Origin of the sequence: Sphingomonas sp. MMS12-HWE2-04 (assembly GCF_044881185.1) — a bacterium.
Lineage (GTDB): Bacteria > Pseudomonadota > Alphaproteobacteria > Sphingomonadales > Sphingomonadaceae > Sphingomonas.
This window is the reverse complement of record NZ_CP173254.1, coordinates 1,022,689-1,039,978: the sequence shown is the minus strand read 5'-3', so window position 1 is coordinate 1,039,978 and position 17,290 is coordinate 1,022,689. Positions and strand designations below refer to the sequence as shown.

14 protein-coding genes and 1 riboswitch are annotated in these 17,290 nt (G+C 67.9%); of the genes, 7 read left to right on the top strand and 7 right to left on the bottom strand.

What is annotated here, in order from left to right:
• The first annotated feature begins 95 nt into the window (after window positions 1-95).
• From AB2M62_RS04750 to AB2M62_RS04720, 7 genes are all read left to right on the top strand, one after another.
• Window positions 96-626, top strand: a complete 531-nt coding sequence (locus AB2M62_RS04750; RefSeq protein WP_404338224.1) for a molybdenum cofactor guanylyltransferase — start codon at window positions 96-98, stop codon at window positions 624-626.
• Between the two features lie 1,216 nt (window positions 627-1,842).
• Window positions 1,843-2,406, top strand: coding sequence for a hypothetical protein (locus AB2M62_RS04745; RefSeq protein ID WP_404338223.1), 564 nt, complete (start codon window positions 1,843-1,845; stop codon window positions 2,404-2,406).
• 197 nt (window positions 2,407-2,603) lie between these two features.
• Complete coding sequence (locus AB2M62_RS04740) at window positions 2,604-5,894, top strand: glycosyltransferase (RefSeq protein ID WP_404339803.1); 3,291 nt, start codon at window positions 2,604-2,606, stop codon at window positions 5,892-5,894.
• Between the two features lie 39 nt (window positions 5,895-5,933).
• On the top strand, window positions 5,934-7,055 hold the full coding sequence (locus AB2M62_RS04735) for an 8-amino-7-oxononanoate synthase (RefSeq protein WP_404338222.1): 1,122 nt from the start codon (window positions 5,934-5,936) through the stop codon (window positions 7,053-7,055).
• Window positions 7,052-7,663 carry a dethiobiotin synthase gene (gene bioD / locus AB2M62_RS04730; RefSeq protein ID WP_404338221.1) on the top strand — a complete coding sequence of 204 codons (612 nt, stop codon included), beginning with the start codon at window positions 7,052-7,054 and terminating at the stop codon, window positions 7,661-7,663. The genes AB2M62_RS04735 and bioD overlap by 4 nt, the downstream gene beginning before the upstream one ends.
• A complete protein-coding gene (locus AB2M62_RS04725) occupies window positions 7,660-8,925 on the top strand; it encodes an adenosylmethionine--8-amino-7-oxononanoate transaminase (protein ID WP_404338220.1) in 1,266 nt (421 codons plus the stop codon). Before bioD ends, AB2M62_RS04725 begins: the two co-directional genes overlap by 4 nt.
• A 6-nt stretch (window positions 8,926-8,931) precedes the next feature.
• Window positions 8,932-9,043, top strand: a riboswitch (SAM-I-IV-variant riboswitch).
• A 55-nt stretch (window positions 9,044-9,098) separates the two neighbouring features.
• Window positions 9,099-10,157: a threonine aldolase family protein gene (locus tag AB2M62_RS04720; protein WP_404338219.1), complete on the top strand. Its 1,059-nt coding sequence runs from the start codon at window positions 9,099-9,101 to the stop codon at window positions 10,155-10,157.
• 17 nt (window positions 10,158-10,174) lie between these two features.
• On the opposite strand, the gene AB2M62_RS04715 is transcribed toward AB2M62_RS04720, so the two are convergent.
• The 7 genes from AB2M62_RS04715 to AB2M62_RS04685 are packed head-to-tail and all read right to left on the bottom strand — an operon-like array spanning window position 10,175 to window position 17,269.
• Window positions 10,175-12,154, bottom strand: coding sequence for a papain-like cysteine protease family protein (locus tag AB2M62_RS04715; RefSeq protein ID WP_404338218.1), 1,980 nt, complete (start codon window positions 12,152-12,154; stop codon window positions 10,175-10,177).
• Entirely contained in the window at window positions 12,154-13,092 is a 939-nt protein-coding gene (locus AB2M62_RS04710; protein ID WP_404338217.1) for a hypothetical protein, read from the bottom strand. The genes AB2M62_RS04715 and AB2M62_RS04710 overlap by 1 nt, the downstream gene beginning before the upstream one ends.
• A complete protein-coding gene (locus AB2M62_RS04705) occupies window positions 13,089-13,868 on the bottom strand; it encodes a hypothetical protein (RefSeq protein WP_404338216.1) in 780 nt (259 codons plus the stop codon). Before AB2M62_RS04705 ends, AB2M62_RS04710 begins: the two co-directional genes overlap by 4 nt.
• Entirely contained in the window at window positions 13,849-14,127 is a 279-nt protein-coding gene (locus AB2M62_RS04700) for a hypothetical protein (RefSeq protein WP_404338215.1), read from the bottom strand. The genes AB2M62_RS04705 and AB2M62_RS04700 overlap by 20 nt, the downstream gene beginning before the upstream one ends.
• Window positions 14,124-14,279 (bottom strand): hypothetical protein, encoded by a 156-nt coding sequence (locus AB2M62_RS04695; protein WP_404338214.1) that lies wholly within the window; start codon window positions 14,277-14,279, stop codon window positions 14,124-14,126. Before AB2M62_RS04695 ends, AB2M62_RS04700 begins: the two co-directional genes overlap by 4 nt.
• A complete protein-coding gene (locus AB2M62_RS04690; RefSeq protein WP_404338213.1) occupies window positions 14,276-16,201 on the bottom strand; it encodes a hypothetical protein in 1,926 nt (641 codons plus the stop codon). The genes AB2M62_RS04695 and AB2M62_RS04690 overlap by 4 nt, the downstream gene beginning before the upstream one ends.
• A gap of 15 nt (window positions 16,202-16,216) precedes the next feature.
• Window positions 16,217-17,269 carry a hypothetical protein gene (locus tag AB2M62_RS04685; protein ID WP_404338212.1) on the bottom strand — a complete coding sequence of 351 codons (1,053 nt, stop codon included), beginning with the start codon at window positions 17,267-17,269 and terminating at the stop codon, window positions 16,217-16,219.
• Window positions 17,270-17,290: the final 21 nt, after the last annotated feature.

The following is a 17,290-nucleotide window of genomic DNA, read 5'->3' as shown; positions in this document are numbered from 1 at the left end:
CAACTCGGGGCGATGGTTCCCCGAAAACCTGTTGCAATGCAGCAAAGGCCGCGAATGGGGTATGAACGGGTGCTGACGAACGACGGATGGTGGCGATGAAGACCCTTGGCGCCGTGCTGGCAGGCGGACAATCGACACGGTTCGGATCGGACAAGGCCGAAGCGCTGCTCGACGGCAAGCCTTTGCTCGCACATGCAATAGAGACGCTGCGCCCGCATTGCGACGTGCTGGTGATCGTTGGGCGCATCCATGCGAGGAGCGAGACGATCGCAGACTGGCCTGCACCGGACATGGGGCCGCTGGCGGCGATCGCGGGTGCGTTGCGCCATGCCGCCGCGCACGGCTTCGATCAAATGCTGTCCGCGCCCGTCGATTGCGTCGCGCTGCCCGCGAACCTGCGCGCGCTGCTGGATCCCGCGCCGGCCTTCCTGATCGACCAGCCGGTGATCGGGCTATGGCCGACCGCCGCCACGCCGGACGCCGAGGCCATTCTTTCGGGCACCGGCCGCCATTCGGTGCGCGCATTCGCCGAACGAATCGGCGCGCGACCTATCGCAGCGCAACTCCCGCCGAACATCAACACGCCCGCCGATCTCGCGCGGCTGCGCGAGGTGCCCCGCAACTAGGTCGTGAACTCATAAACGGCCGCTTCCGGCAGGGTCGCTCGAATGTCCGAGATTGGGTGGGAAGCGGACCGTCCGCTTTGGGAACCAAGAGCGTAATAGTTGCCGTTCCGAACGCTGCACTGCAGCTTTTCGGCCCGTTGGCTGTGAGTCAGCTTTGGGGAGCCAAAGATGCGGCTCAGCGGGTTGCAATGTAGGCGCGGGGCCTATTGTGAGCTTCGGAGCCGTTCTTCAGGTGGAAGGGTGCAACCAACAGGCAGCTCCCCCAACAGAATGGACCGCTTCCATGCTGACGAGCTGCTTTATTATGTCTTTGGGCAGGATGCGGTCTCGTGATGCGAAAAAATGTCTTGCGCACCGGCTGGCGAGAGGCGTGGCATGGACGCACGCGCTCAAGGTCATCAGGCTCAGAGCGCTTGCCTGATCTTCGTAAGCTCGAAAGCGAGCTTCCTCGATCAGAAAACTCCTGGAACTTCTTGCGCGGGTGCGAGCCAGGGCAGAGGAGGCAAAACTCTCTGTAACTCCGCCAGCGCAGTTGGGGAGCTTAGCCGCAAGGTCCGGTCCCGGATGGACAGGAATGGTCTCAACAGGAACGCTCGCCCTTCGTACCGGCGGGTCCAAAATAGAGACTTCCAAGGACCTGCTGCTGCCGCGGATAAGATCCCTTTGAAAGATGTGCTTCACTTCGGCGCGATCGTTCGGGTCGCTTGCTCGTATCCATAGCCAACTATCTCTAGCCAGCCATGCCATCGGAGGAACCAGAAGGAACGTAAGAAGCGCAATGCCCAGAACGGTCGCACAGATTCGCAGCTGCTTGATCACCGTGCCGGTGCACAATCGCAAACAGGTAGGCTCATCGCGAGGTAAGATGGAATATCACACATAGAGATGTTGCAACATCACCTCTCAGTTTTGTCAACTCCTTTGCCTTTGTGACAAGTTCTAGGTTCCGGCTCTTACTCCGCCTGCGAGCGCCAACGACGCTATAGATCCGAAAGAAAATGGACGCTTGCTTCCGGCCGCCAGAATGCTGAACGAATGACCGTTTTCAGGCACGGCCGTGCCCACCTCAGATGTCCAACTTTGGGGCGGAAGCCGACAGGCCGCTTTTATGAGTCTACGGCCTAGCCTTCCAATCGACGCCTCGACATGCGATGACTACAGATGTAGTCAAGGACTCGATTGTCCGGAGGTGGCTAGCATGGTCCTCAATATTGCTTTGGCGCTCGCGCTGTTCGCTGGCGCGCCCGGGTTCACCGCCCCGCGGGTCGAACCCGACAACGCGGAGCTCGAGGCGCTGTTTGTCGCCGATCAGGCGGTGCGCACTTCGATCAAGCCCGAGCAGATCGCTGACCGCGCGTTCGTCGAAAAGATGCTGCTCGACGATCAGAGCCGGCGCGTCGCGGCTCGCAAATTGCTGGATGCGGGCGCCTTGCACACGGCAGGGGATTTTTATGCCGCTGCCTATATCTTCCAACATGGGCGAAGCGCCGACGATTATCTGCTCGCGCACAGCCTGGCGGTTGCCGCCGTGGCCAAAGGCAAAGCGGAGGCGAGGTGGATCGCGGCGGCGACGCTAGACCGCTATCTCCAGAAGATCGGTCAGCAGCAGATCTACGGGACGCAGTTCATCACCTCCAGGGCGACCGGACCGACGATGGAACCCTATAATCCGCAGCTGGTGCCCGATGCCCTGAGAAGTGCGCTCGACGTGCCCGTTCGCAAGGAGCAGGACGCACGGCTGGAGACGATGACGACGGTGGCGCCCGGCCGGGCGGACTGAAGCGCAGGGGCACTGGGGTCGACTGGCCGAGCCCGCGTTTTCGACGATCGCTGCGCGCGGATCACGGCGCCACATCGTCGTGGCTCCGGAACAACCGGAGCGGATGACAAAAACTTCATCCGCGCCTCACCTTGCCGGCATCCGCATGCTGGTATCGCGTCGGTCCACTTGCCGAACCGCGTCCGGAAATGCAGCCGATGTCTTCGCCGATCTTCTTCGACCCCACTGGCCGCCGCGGCACGATCGCGCGCGGCGCGCTTGCCGCGTTCATCGTGCTGATCGTCGCGGCGGCGATCGCCTTTGCGACGACGCTGGTGGCGACGCCGGGCGCGGCCGGACTTCCCCTGCCCTTCGGCCAGCGCCACGCCGCGCAGATGCACGCGGCGGGAGGCCGCGGCCGCTCGTGGCTGCCGCATTTCCATGCCAAGGGTGCCGCGGCGCCGCTGACCGTCGGCTTCTATGTGCCCGGCGACGATGCCGGTGTCGCTTCGCTGCGCGCGCATGTCGCCACGCTCGACTGGGTGGTGCCGGCGCTGGTCAGCGTCACCGGCGCCGATCACCATCTCACCCTCAACAGCGATCGCCAGTTCGACGCGATCGTCGCCGCCGCGCCCAATGCGCCCAAGGTGCTGCCGATGGTGCAGAATTTCGGGACGAGCTGGGACGGCAAGGGTGCGGCAACGCTGATCGCCGATCCGGCGGCGCGCCATGCGCTGGCGACGCATCTCGCCAGTTTCGTCGCCGATCGCCACGCGCACGGGCTGGTGATGGACTTCGAGAACCTGCCTGCCGGCACCGTTCCCGGCTATTTGCGGCTGCTTTCCGAAATCCGTGCCGCGCTGCCTAAGGGGTCGGAGCTCGCCGTCACTGCGCCGGCGGCGGACGCGCAGTGGAACCTCGCCGCGCTGGGCCACGCAGCCGATCGCGTGATCCTGATGGCCTATGACCAGCATTGGGAAGGCGGCGAGGCCGGCCCGATCGCCGCGCAGCACTGGTTCATCCGCGCAGTCGAGGACGGCGTCCGCCAGCTTGGCCGCGACAAGCTGATCGTCGCGCTGGGCAGCTATGCCTATGACTGGCACAAGAGCGGCGCCGACGCGCTTTCGATCGAGGAAGCCTGGCTCGCCGCGCATGACAGCGAAGCCCCGGTCCATTTCGATGCGGCGAGCGGCAATGCCGGCTTCGCCTATGACGATGCCGGCGATCATCACGAGATCTGGATGCTCGATGCCGCGGCGAGCTGGAACGAGTTGGTCGCGCTCAAGCAGCTCGGCATCGTCGATGTCGCGATGTGGCGGCTGGGCAGCGAGGATCCGGGCCTGTGGTCGGACTTCGCGGCGTTCCGCAACGGCGGTCGCCCCGAGCTCGGCCAGCTCCAGTCGGCGCTCAACGTCGATGTCGAAGGATCGGGCGAGCTGCTGCGCGTCACTGCGTCGCCGACGGTCGGGCATCGCACCACCGGGTTCGACCGCGCCGGGATGATCCGCGGCGAGCGTTACGACGCGCTGCCCACGCCCTATGTCGTCCAGCGCGCGGGCGCTTCGCCGCATGCGATCGCGCTGACCTTCGACGACGGCCCCGATCCCACCTGGACGCCGCGCATTCTCGACGTCCTCGAAAAGGCACATGTCCCGGCGACCTTCTTCGTGATCGGCGAGAATGCGCTTCAGCAGCCCGGGCTGCTCCGCCGCATCGTCGCGGATGGCGACGAGATCGGCAACCACAGCTACACGCATCCCAATCTCGCGCTCGATGGTGCCGATGCCACCCGGCTCGAGCTCAACGCCACCCAGCGGCTGATCGAGGCCTATACCGGACGCGCCACCCGCCTGTTCCGCGCCCCCTATTTCGGCGATGCCGAGCCGACCACGCAGGACGAGATCGGGCCGGCGCTGATCGCGCAGCAGGCGGGCTACACCGTGGTCGGTCTCCACGTCGATCCCAATGACTGGCAGCGCCCAGGCACCGATGCGATCGTCAGCCAGGTGCTCGACCAGGTCCACCGCGCCAGCCCCGGCAATGCCGAGAATGTCGTGCTGCTCCACGACGGCGGCGGCGACCGCGCGCAGACCGTCGCGGCGCTGCCGCGGATCATCAGCGCACTGCGTGCCGAGGGCTATAATTTCGTGCCCGTCTCCCAGCTGGTCGGGCTCAGCCAGGGGCAGGTGATGCCCAAGATCGACGGCGCCGATCTGCTCGCAGTGCGGACCGATGTCGTCATCTTCGTCGCGCTGGCGATCCTTGCCGGGCTGCTCGGCTGGCTGTTCTACCTTGCCATCGCGCTCGGCATCGCGCGCGCCGTGCTGATGGCCGGGCTGGCCTGGTTCCAGGCACGGCGCGGCCGTCCCACGCCGCCTGAATATGTGCCCAGCGTCTCGGTGATCATCCCGGCGTATAACGAAGCCAAGGTGATCGAATCCTCGGTCCGGCGCGTGCTGGCGAGCGACTATCCGGGCCTGTCGGTGATCGTCGCCGACGATGGATCGAAGGACGCGACCAGCGCGATCGTCGCGGCAGCCTTTGCCGACGATCCGCGCGTGACCTTGCTCACCTTGCCCAATGGCGGCAAGGCCGCGGCGCTCAACCGCGCGCTGCTCCAGGCCGAGGGCGAGATCATCATTGCGCTCGACGCCGATACCCAGTTCGAGCCGGCGACGATCCGCCGCCTCGCGCGCTGGTTCGCCGACCCCGCGATCGGCGCAGTGGCGGGCGATGCGCGGGTGGGCAACACGGTCAACCTCGTCACCCGCTGGCAGGCGATCGAATATATCACCGCGCAGAATCTCGAGCGGCGTGCGCTGGCAGGCTTCGATGCGATGACGGTGGTGCCCGGCGCGGTCGGCGCCTGGCGGCGCGTGGCGCTCGACGTGGTGGGCGGCTATCCCGAGGACACGCTGGCCGAGGACCAGGATTTGACAATCGCAATCCAGCGCGCCGGCTGGCGAGTCACCTTTGACCCCGAAGCGGTCGCCTGGACCGAGGCGCCCGAGAGCTTCAAAGCACTCGCCAAACAGCGCTATCGCTGGGCGTTCGGGACGCTGCAATGCCTGTGGAAGCACCGCGCGGTGCTGTGGACGCGGCGCCCCGCCGGGCTTGCGCTGGTCGGATTGCCCCAGGCGTGGCTGTTCCAGATCGCCTTTGCCGCGATCTCGCCGCTGATCGACCTGACGCTGATCCTGTCGCTGGTCGGCACCGTGCTCCGCGTGGTCCAGCATGGCTGGGCGCAGACCAGCGGCGATGTCGGCCAAATGGGCCTCTATTGGCTCGCATTCGTCACCATCGATGTGCTGTGCGGCTGGCTGGCCTATCGACTCGATGGCAAGCGTGCGCGCTATCCGGCGGCGCTGCTCGTCGCGCAGCGCTTCGTCTATCGCCAGATCATGTATTGGGTGGTGGTGCGCGCGATCGCCTCGGCGATCGGCGGCTGGGTGGTCGGCTGGGGCAAGCTCGAGCGCAGCGGCAGCGTCGCGGCCCCGCAACCAGCCTGACCGCTTTGCTTGGACGGTTGCGGGCGCTAGGGCGCGGCGATGTCCCCGTTCGACGCCCAAGCTCAAGACCTGGTGAACCTCGCCGCCCGCGACCGGCGGCGGACGCTCGCACCGCGCCACGGCCGCGACTTCGCATCGAACGACTATCTCGGCCTCGCCGCGTCCGGGCTGCTCGAAGCCGCGGTGCGCGACGCGCTCGATCGCGGCGTGCCGGTCGGATCGGGCGGATCGCGGCTGCTGCGCGGCAACCATGACGAGCATGTCGCGCTTGAAACCGAGGCGGCGGCTTTCTTCGGTGCCGGGGCCGCCCTGTTCTTCTCGAGCGGCTATGCCGCGAATGTGGCGCTGCTTTCGACCCTGCCCCAGCGCGGCGACCTGATCGTGTTCGACGCGCTCGTCCATGCCAGTGCGCATGAGGGAATGCGGCTGAGCCGGGCGGTCGCGAAAGCCGCGGTCCACAACGATCCGGAGGCGTTCGACGCGGCGATCACTGCGTGGCGGCACGACGGCGGCACCGGGCAGGCGTGGATCGTCGTCGAGAGCCTCTACAGCATGGACGGCGACCGCGCCCCGCTCGACGCGCTGGCAGCCATTGCGGAGAGGCACGACGCGGTGCTGCTGATCGACGAGGCGCACGCGACCGGCGTGTTCGGTCGCGACGGGCGCGGCTTCGCTGACGGGCTCGCCGGGCGTGGCAATGTCGTTACGCTGCACACCTGCGGCAAGGCGCTGGGCAGCGAAGGCGCATTGGTCTGCGGCCCGGCGATCGTGCGCGACTTCCTGGTCAATCGCGGACGCGGGTTCATCTACTCCACCGCCCCCTCGCCGCTGATCGCCGCGGTGGTACGCGCCGGGCTGCGCGCGCTCACCGCGCCCGAACGCCGCGACCACCTCCACGCGCTGATCGACCATGCGCAGCAGGCGCTGGCCCCGCACGGCGTGACGCCCAGCGGCTCGCAGATCCTGCCGCTGATCCTCGGCGACGACGCGCGCACGATGCGCGCGGCGGCGGCGCTGCAGCAGGCCGGGTTCGACGTGCGCGGCATCCGCCCGCCGACGGTGCCCGACGGGACGTCGCGGCTGCGCATCTCGATCACGCTGAACGTCACCACCGACGACATCGACACGCTCGCCGCCGAACTCGGCCGGGTGCTGGCATGAGGCTCGTCGTCACCGGCACCGATACCGATATCGGCAAGACGGTCTTCGCCGCGGCGCTCACCACCGCGATCGGTGCGCGCTATTGGAAGCCGATCCAGAGCGGGCTCGACGACGGCAGCGATGCGCAGCGGGTCGCCGCGCTCGGCGTGCCGGAAGACCGCATCCTCCCCGAAGCTTACCGCCTCGCCACCCCCTGCTCGCCCCACCGCGCCGCCGAGATCGATGGCGTCGTCATCGACCCCGCGCGTCTCGTCCCGCCCGAAGGCCCGCTGGTGATCGAGGGCGCCGGCGGTGTGCTCGTGCCAGTGACGCGCGCGCTGCTCTACGCCGATCTGTTCGCGCGCTGGGGTCTGCCGACTGTCCTGGTCGCGCGCACCGGGCTCGGCACGATCAACCATAGCCTGCTCTCGATCGAGGCGCTGCGCAGCCGCGGGGTGGCGATCCTCGGCGTGGCGTTCATCGGCGACCCCGAGCCCGACAGCGAGGCTACGATCGCCACGATCGGCGGCGTACAACGGCTCGGCCGCCTGCCCCGCCTCGATCCGCTCACGCCGACAACGCTCGCCGCCGCTTTCGCCGCGAACTTCGCGCTGGAAGACTTCGCATGAGCCCGGTCTGGCATCCCTTCACCCAGCACGGCCTGAACGAACCGATCCCGCGGGTCGCGCGGGCCGAGGGGGCCGCGCTCTACACAAGCGACGGCGCCCGGATCATCGATGCGATCTCCTCCTGGTGGGTGACGACCCACGGCCATTGCCACCCGCGCATCGCCGCCGCGATCGCCGCCCAGGCCGCCACGCTCGACCAGATCATCTTCGCCGGCTGGACGCACGAGCCGGCCGAGACGCTGGCGCGCGACCTCGTCGCGATGATGCCGGCGGGCCTCGACCATGTCTTCTTCTCCGACAGCGGATCGACCGCGGTGGAAGTCGCGCTCAAGATGGCGCTCGGCACCTGGGGCAATCGCGGCGAGCCTCGCCACGGCGTGGTCGTGCTGGAGCACAGCTACCATGGCGACACGATTGGCGGCATGTCGATCGGGGCGCGCGGCGTGTTCAACCAGGCCTATCAGCCGCTGCTGTTCGACGTCGCCACTGTCCCCTTCCCCGAGCCCGGCCACGAGCAGGCAAGCCTCGACGCGCTCGAAGCGCATTGCCGCGCAAAGCCCGCCGCGTTCATCGTCGAGCCGCTGGTGCTCGGCGCCGGGGGCATGAAGATATATTCGCCCGCACTGCTCGCTGAGATGCGCGCGATCTGCGCCCGTCACGACGTGCTGTTCATCGCCGATGAAGTGATGACCGGCTGGGGCCGTACCGGCACCTTGCTCGCCTGCGAACAGGCAGGCGTGGTGCCGGATATCCTCTGCCTGTCCAAAGGTCTGACCGGCGGCGCGGTGCCGCTGGCGGTGACGATGGCGACGGCGCCGATCTTCGAGGCGCATCGTTCACCGGACCGCTCGCGCATGTTCTTCCACTCGTCAAGCTACACCGCCAATCCGATCGCCTGCGCCGCGGCCAATGCCAATCTCGCAATCTGGCGCGACGAGCCGGTGCACGACCGCATCGCCACGCTCGGCGCACGCCAGCAGGCACGGCTCGACGCCGTCGCCGCGCATCCTGCGGTCCGTGATACCCGCCGGCTCGGCACGATCGCAGCGTTCGAGATCGAACAGCCCGAAAGCGGCTACCTCTCGGCCATCGCCCCGGCGCTGATGGCCTTTGCCCGCGAAAGCGGCGTGCTGCTCCGCCCGCTCGGCAACACGGTGTACGTCATGCCGCCCTATTGCATCGACGCCGCCGACCTCGACAGGGTCTATGCCGTAATCCCGGCCTTTCTCGACTGGCTTGCCAATCCCGCATCGCGGCGATAGTTTGCTGCAATGCATCAAGAGTTGGGCGACGCCCCGACACCAACCTGCTCCCGGGCAAGGTGGTGCTTGCGTGAAACCACGCAAGGATGTGGCCTTAGTGGCAACCCTCGGGTCCTCTATCTGCCACGCGTCGCCAGTCTCCGGGTGCCAGGACCAGTAGAGAAAGCGCACGCGTGACCCACGAACCCCAGCAATTCGCCAGCGACAATTATGCCGGAATCTGCCCCGAGGCCTGGGCGGCTATGGAGGTATCCAACGTCGGCCACGCCCCGGCCTATGGCGAAGACGAATGGACCCAGCGCGCCGCCGACGCCTTCCGCACGCTGTTCGAGAGCGAATGCGAAGTGTTCTTCGCGTTCAATGGCACCGCGGCAAACTCGCTGGCGCTCGCCGCGCTCGGCCAATCCTATCACAGCGTGATCTGCTCCTCCTCGGCGCATGTCGAGACCGACGAATGCGGCGCCCCCGAATTCTTCTCGAACGGATCGAAGCTGCTCGTCGCCAGCAGCGCCGACGGCAAGTTGACTCCGCAAGCGATCCGCGCGCTCGCCACCAGCCGTTCGGACATCCATTTTCCCAAGCCGCGCGCCGTGACGATCACCCAGCCGACCGAGACTGGCCAGGTTTATTCGATCGAAGAGATTCAGGCGATCTCTGCCACCTGCCGCGCGCTCGGGCTCAAGCTCCACATGGACGGCGCGCGCTTCGCCCAGGCCTGCGCACATCTTGGCTGCGGCCCCGCCGACATCACCTGGCGTGCCGGCGTCGACGTGCTGTGCTTCGGCGGCACCAAGAACGGCATGGCGGTCGGCGAGGCGATCCTGTTCTTCGATCCCAAGCTCGCCGAGGATTTCGACTATCGCTGCAAGCAGGCCGGGCAGCTCGCCTCGAAGATGCGCTTCCTCGCCGCCCCTTGGGTCGGCATGCTGGAGAGCGGCGCCTGGCTGCGTAACGCGGAGCATGCCAATGGCTGCGCGGCGCGTCTGGCGGCGGCGATCGCCGACGTGCCCCAGGTTGCGCCGATGTTCCCGGTCGAGGCCAATGCGGTGTTCCTCAGCGCCCCCGCCCCGCTGCTCGACGATCTGCGCGCGCGCGGTTGGCGCTTCTACACCTTCATCGGCGGCGGCGCCCGCTTCATGTTCGCCTGGGATGCCGATCCCGCACGCGTCGACGCGCTGGCCGCAGACATCCGTGCCGCGGCCCAAGCGACGCAAATGTCCGAGGCGGCGTAGCCTGGAGACGCGCTTGCCTAGAGTCGGCCGATCCGATCGAGCAGCCCGGCCGGCGGGTCGTACTTCACATGGCCGAGATAGATGAGATTGGCCTTGAGCGCGACGTCGCCGGGATTGACCGAGCGCGCCGGCACCGGGAGCAGCGGCACGCCGGCGCTCTCGAAGGCCTCGGCGACCAGCGACGAGCAGATGAAGCGCCCGTCGTTGCCGCGGCCGAAATCGACCGGGCCGACAATGCTGCGGCAGCGATCGCGCAGCGACTCCGGCAGCTGGTCGCACACCATCCGGCCGAGCTGGAACTTGGCGTGGGCGACGATCAGGTCGTAATCATAGGGTACGCCGATCTTCTGGCCGACGAAATCGCGCGCCACCAGCGCCTGCTGAGCGGTGAGCGTCGGGTGGCGGAAGGCGACGCCGACATAGCTGTGCGCCAGCGCATCGCTCAGCGTGCGGTGGACCACGCCCTCGCCGATCGCCTCGACGACCATGCCGCCGCCGACATAGAGCATGACATGGCTCACCGGCGAACCGATCCGCCGGATCGCGATCGACGGCGCCTCGGTGGTGGTCGATACGATGAGGTCGCCGATCTCAAGCGCGGCGTGATCGAGCGAGCGCCCGCCTACGGCCGGTGATAGCGGGATGTCGGGATTGCTGATCCAGTCCGACAGACCCTGCTGCTCGACATAGCTGAGCGCATGCGCGCCACGCGAAAAGGACAACGCCGTCGGCGGCAGTCCGTTCTCGATCTCTTCGAGCGTGGTCTTCCACTGGAGCGCGACTGCGTTGCGCACCGCGACCGAAAAGCCCTTGGGGCCGTTCATCTTGCGCCACAGGATCTTCACTGCCTGCTTGGCGAGCCATTTCGGCGTCGGCGGGCTGGTCGGCACCTCGGGCAGCAGGTCGAGCACCTTCTGCTTCTCGAGCGCGGCGTAGAACATCCGCGCCGCCAGCCGGACATGATCGTTGTTGATCGTCGTGAAGCTGCGGCCGGGATAGAAGAATTGCAGGATTTCCAGCGCCGTCGCGGTCGGATCGCCTTCGTCCGGATTGGGCACGACCGGCGTATCGAACGCGCTGGAGCGCCATGACAGCGGCACCGGGCGATTGTTGTTCGCGCGCACTTCCGCCTCGAACGCCGAAACCAGCTGTTCGGCATCCATTATCGGCACGCCGCGCGAGGTGAGCGCGGCGACCAGCGCACCGCGCGCCGTGCCGGCGAACAGCGGTGGCGGGACATAGGCAGGCTCGGCCTTGGCGAGCGAGAAGGCCTTGGCGCCGGCGGGCCAGTGGACGATCTGCACGCGCAGCACGCCGGCCGGGTTCGCCGCCTCGGCCTCGAACTTGCGCAGGAATGCCGTGAAGGTCTCGACGTCGGTGCCGCCCGATCCCGGGTTGATCAGCGTCAGCGTGGTGCCGTCGGCAGTGCCGTCGCCCTTCATCGAGAGCAGCACGCGCGCGTGGATCATCAGATTGGGCGGCGCCTCGTCGGTGGTCACCCAGAGTGGGCCATAGCTGCGCAGCATATCCGCCCAGCGCTGGATCGTGGGGTTCTGCGGCGGCAATGCGACCAGCCCGGCATCGGCGAGGAAATCGACCTTTTCCGACGCGGAGAGGCCGCGCGTGTCGCCCTGGGCGAGCAGCGCCGACCAGCGCGGGCCGACCCCGGCGATCGCCGTCTCCACCGTCTGCGAGCGCTCTTTCCGCCAATTGGCGATCATCGTGTAGACCGTCGCCCAGCAGGTCATCGCATTGCGCTGCTGGAGCGGCGGGATGAAGCCGTCGACAGCGACGTCGATCGCATCGAAAGCGTGCGCGCGCCGATAGCTGAGCGCGCCGGCCTTGGTGCCCACGCGCGTCGCCGAAGCGACGGCGCTGCCGGGTCGCGGCGAGCCCTTCTTGGCGCCGCGCTTGATCGGCGGCCGGGCGGGCGCCGGCTTGGCGGAAGAATAGCGGAGCTTAAGTCCGCGCTCGATATCGATGATGCTCTTGCCCATTATTCTTCCTCCGCTTCCGCTTCGTCCTGGTGTTCGCTCCAGGGCGAATGGGCGTCTTCCTCGGCAGCTTCGTTCAAGGAGGCGAACTCCTCCTCGGTGGTGTCTTCTTCTTCCTGCATGCTCTCGTCCTCGCCGGAATCGAGGTCCTTGAGGCTGAGCGCCTGCGCCCGCGCGACCTTGGCCATGAAGGCATCCGACTCGGCATCGCGGCGCAGCGGAACACCCGCGGCCTCGGACATCGCAGCGAGCTCGCTCATCAGGTCGAGATCGTGGAGTTCGCGCGCGTTCGACATCGCCACCGTGCGGGGTGCCGGCGCGCTGGCGGGATGCAGCGACATGCCTTCCTCCAGCATGTCGAAATGGCGATCGAAATTGAACCGGCCGAGCTGGAAGCTGTTGGCGTGCGACATTGCGCGGCCAAGCTGACCGAAGATCGCATGCCGATCCTCGGGCGGCGCCACGTCCTCGTGCGCGTCGGCAGCGGGCGGTGGCGGCGCGCTGCTCGGGGCACGCGCGGGCGCGGGCGCGGTCGGCACCAGGCCGTTCTCGCGCAGGATCGCCGCGACATCGTCGCCGGCCTCGTCATCGTCCAGCGCCAAGGGTGCCTGGGCAGCCGCCGGCGGAGCGACTGGGGCCGGCGCTTCGGCTGGCGCCTGGCCGAGCGAGACGCTGAACGCCGCGGCGGTGTCGCCCGGCTCGGGCCAGCTCAGCGCGCTGGGCTCGGCAGCGGGCCAATCCCAGTCCGACGAACCGGCCGACAGGCTGTGGACCGGCGCCGGCGGTCGATGGCGCAGCGCCGGCCCGGGCTGGACGCCCAGCGCGCGCACCGCGAAACCATCGTCGCGGAACCGCGCACGCCCGCCTTCGCCCGCGCCGGATCGCGCCGGGCGAGTGGACATGCCGAGGCTGTGCAGCCGGTGGCGGCGCGGCCCGCTCATTGCAGCGCCTCCGGGCCGACTACGGCAAAGTCGACCACCGCATAGGGATCGAGCGCAATCCGCACCATATTGTCTCCTGCGGAAAGTTGATCGCGGTCGAGCGCAAGGCGCAGCCGTCCCGGCCCTGCCTCGACGATATCGACTGGGCGATCGTTGACGAAGGCGAGCGGAAAGCCCTCAGCCGATGCCACCGCCAGATTCTCGCCGTCGATCGATAGCGCCAGCCGCGCGCCTTCGTGGCGACCGAGGCTGAGGCTGGCGACCTTGGGCGCATTCTGCCGCCGCCGCGCCTTGTTGATGATCGCCGCGAGATCGGTGTAGCCGACCTTCGAGGTGCCGCCGCTCTTCTCGGACAAGAGCTTGCCGACATCGACCTGCCGTTCGGAGAGCCGCTCGACATCGCGCGCCGAGCGCACCCCGACGCTTTGCAGCGAGGTCTTCACTTCGGGCGAGAGATCCTCGACATCGTCGAGCGAGATGTCGTCCTCGGCGGGCGGGCGGTTGCCGGTCTCCTGGATCTGGCGATCGGTGATCGAACCCAGCGAGAAGCTGATCTTGGACGCGCCCTCCTCGCCCGGCTTGGCGACGTTGAAGCGTAGCCGCCCCTCTTCGTACCGCGGGAAGACGAACAGGTCGACCGCGACATCCTGAACCGCATAGGTGAGCTTTCGGGTAACGCCTTTAACCGAAAGCGTATCTTGGGCGCGATCGAGCTCGACGATCAGCGAATCGAGGAAGGATTCGAGTTTCCAGGCCTCAGCCGTCGCTGCCGGCATCGCCCGCCTCCTCGATCGGCTGCGCCGCCAGCGTCACGCGCAAGCGATGGAACACCGGCAGGATGCTCGTCTCGATCCGCTGGGTCGGCGGGCTCGCGCCCAGCGCCAGAATTTGGCCGCCACCCGAGAGCAAGTCTAGTTCCAGCGGCATGTCGACGGTGATCCGCTCGAGCCCGGCCGGATCCTCGGGATCGATCACGTCCATCAGCTCGCCGACAAAGGCGCCGAGCGGCGGCAACGGATCGAGGCGCTCGATCATTGCGGCTGCCCCTTGCCGCGCGGGAACAGGTTGACGCGCTTGTGGACGAACACTTCCTGGCCGTCGATCTCGGCCGGCGCCGTCGAATTGCCGGCATCGGGCGCCTCGAAGATACGGGCATAGCGCGGGCGGGCAGCAGCCAGAGTCCTCATCGTGCGCGCGTCCCCACCAGGTTGATCGCCGTCGGCACCGCGAAGGGCACCTGGTGCGGCGCGAACTCGGTGATGTTGCCGGTCTCGAGCACCGTGCGCGGCTTGAGCAGCGCCAGCTTGGCGCGGCGCACTGCCGGATAGGCCCATAGCGCGAACGCCTCGTCCTGCCGTCCGCGCAGCTTGAGCATCGCGCGCGCGCCCAGCCCCAGCCGTTCGGCGAGCAGCGGATCGTTCAGCGCCGCGCGCACTCCGGGATCGAGCGGCGCGCTGTCGGGATCGAGCGTGGCGGCCACCGCCGCCAGCGCATCCGGCGACAGCACCAGCCCGCTCTTCACCCGCGCCTGCATCCCCGCCACCGAGCCGTCGGCAGGTCGCGTCTGGATGCTCGATTCCTCGCGCACCACGTCGCGCGCGCCGGCGTCCCAGCCATAATGATAATCGACTTCGGCCTCGAAGCGCCGCGCTTCCTCGGCGAAGCGTCCGGCCCAGACCTTGTGCCAGAACGGCCGGTGCTGGTCGGGATCGGCGAGGTCGATCGCCGGTCCTTCCTCGTGCAGCGCATCGAACACATAGCCGCCCGCCAGATGGATCAGCTGGGTCATCACCACGCCGAGCCGGCGGCCCTGCATCTTCTTGGGGCCGCGCCACGTCAGGGTCACGCTGAGCAGCCAGTCGCGCCCGGCGCCCAGTTGCGCGACTTGATCGAGCGGCAGCGTGATCGATCCCGCCGCGCCGCTTGCGACGATGTCGTCGACTCGCGCACGCGCGCGGCGCACCACCGCGAGGCTCACCGGATCCTTGACCTCGAGCGAAAGGCTCGCCTCGCCGAGCCGCGGCGCCCCACCCGAAGCCAGCTCGGGCAGCTCCACCCGCATCGGCAGCACGATCGCCCGGTCGGAGGCGAAGACCACGCGATTGGCGCCGCCGGCCGAAACGCTGCGCAGGCCGTCGAACGCGAGCCGCACCCGCGTAGTGCGCAGCCAGTCGCGGCCGTTGCGCTGCGCCGCGGGGCCGAGCCCCAGCCCCTCCATCAGCCGGTCGAACGCCGGATCGTCGACCCCGGGGTTGAGGTCCTTCAGATGATCCATCTCGGCCTGGTTGTTCTGGATGCCGAGCTTCATCACGTCGGTGACGCCGTTGATCACGGTCTGCGCGGCGCGATTGGGCGCATCGACCAGCGTCTGTATCGTCTGCGGGCTGAGCACCTGCTGGAGCAGCGGCATCAGCGCGGGCAGCGCGGCGAGCAGCGCCGGCGCGATCTGCGCCTCCGAATAGCGGACCGACTTGGTGCTCGACAGCCCAGGCGGCGGCGCGGGGGCCGGCGCATGCGAGACCTGCGCGATCAGATCGGTGAGCAGCTTGATCGTCGCCGGATCGGCGAGCCGCTGGAGCAGGTCCGCGCCGCCCGGCGCCGGCGCCGGGCCGGGCGCCGGCGTCCCTCCGCCGCGCAGGCCGCCGAGCAGCTGGCCGACCATCGGCGCGAGCGCTCCGAGAATATCGAGCAGCCCGAGCGCATTCGCCACCGGCTGGGCCCGCTCCGGGCGCGAGACACTGGCGGCGCGCGCAAACAGCGCAGGCGCGGGCGGCATCGCCGGGAGCGGCGAACGCGACCGCACGATCGCCGACACCGCCGGGCCTTCGCGCTGCGCGGTGCGATAGCTCATCATCTGGACGAACTCCGCCTCGCCCTGGAAGACGCTCTCGTCGATTCCGTAGCGCCCCCTGCCCATGTCATGGGCAGGCAGCGGTCCGAGCATCGGCGAGGTCCAGACCGGCTGGCCGAGCAGCGAGACGCCATCGAGCTGGCGCCGCTCGGGCCCGCCCACTGCGAAGCGGCAAAAAGGCGACGTGCCGACGTCGAAGCGGAACCAGCGCTTGCCGGCCGGGCCATCGTCTTCCGGGACCAGTATCGCGAGCGCCACATGCCGGCCCTCCCGTCAGCGCGCCGGCACGGCGGGCGTCGCCGTGGTCGGCACCGCCGCCCCGGCCCCGGCGGGCGCCTGCGGGCCGTACATCGTCGCGAAATTGTCGAGCTTGAAGTAATCCGACTTGAAGGTGATATCGACCGAGCCGGTGATCTTGGCGCTGAGATCGGTGCTCGAGCGGCTCTTGGCGCTCGACACGCTGATCTTGGTCTTGCGCGTGCTGCTGGTGTGCCCGGCGCGCGGCCCGCCGAAGATCGATCCGATGAGTCCGCCGCTGGCGCCGACCGAGGTGCTGGTCGAGATCGCCTCCTTGAGGCCGGCCTTGTCGGTCTTGTCGATCGTCTCGGTCGCCTTGATGTCGAACACCACCGCGGCCTTGACGTTGCCCTTCTCGACCACGAGCCGGGTGATCCCCATCAGGATGGTCTCGCGAAGCAACGCGCGCTGCTCGCGCGCCATCGCGATCTTGGCCTCCATGATCTTCACCTTGACCTGGTTGTCGCCGATATCGACCGGCTCGCCCGAGCTGTTGGTGAGGACCGCCTTAGGCGTCCCGTCGGCTTCCTTCTCATTGTCCGAGAAGTCGATCGAGAAATCATCGCCCTGGTTCTCGGCGAGATAGCCGAACGCGGTGGTGTCATCGATCGCATTGGCGAATTTGGAGATCGACGCCGTCGCGGTCTGGAGCAGCTTCTGATAGGTCGTCATCTGATCGAGCGTGACCTTCAGGTTCGCGTCGAACACGCCCTTGAGCAGGTCCTTCACGAAACCGGGAAAATCGACCTCGTCGATGAAATCGCCCGCCAGGTCGCCGGCCTGCTCGATCCGCTTGTTCTGGTGGCGGCTGTCGTCGATCATGTCGCTGGCCTTCTCGGCCATGGCGCGCGACACCGATTGCGCCTGGGGCCGCGACTGGGCGACGAGATCGTCATAGTTGCGGCGATAGGCTTCGCGGAACAGGTCCTTCTGCTCGTTGACGTCGAGGCTGAGGAAGGTCGGCATGTTGCGGAACGCGTCGCGGGTTTGCGCCCGGGCGAGTTCCTTGAGGCTTTCATTGTCGTACATGACGCGCTCGGCTCCGGCGAA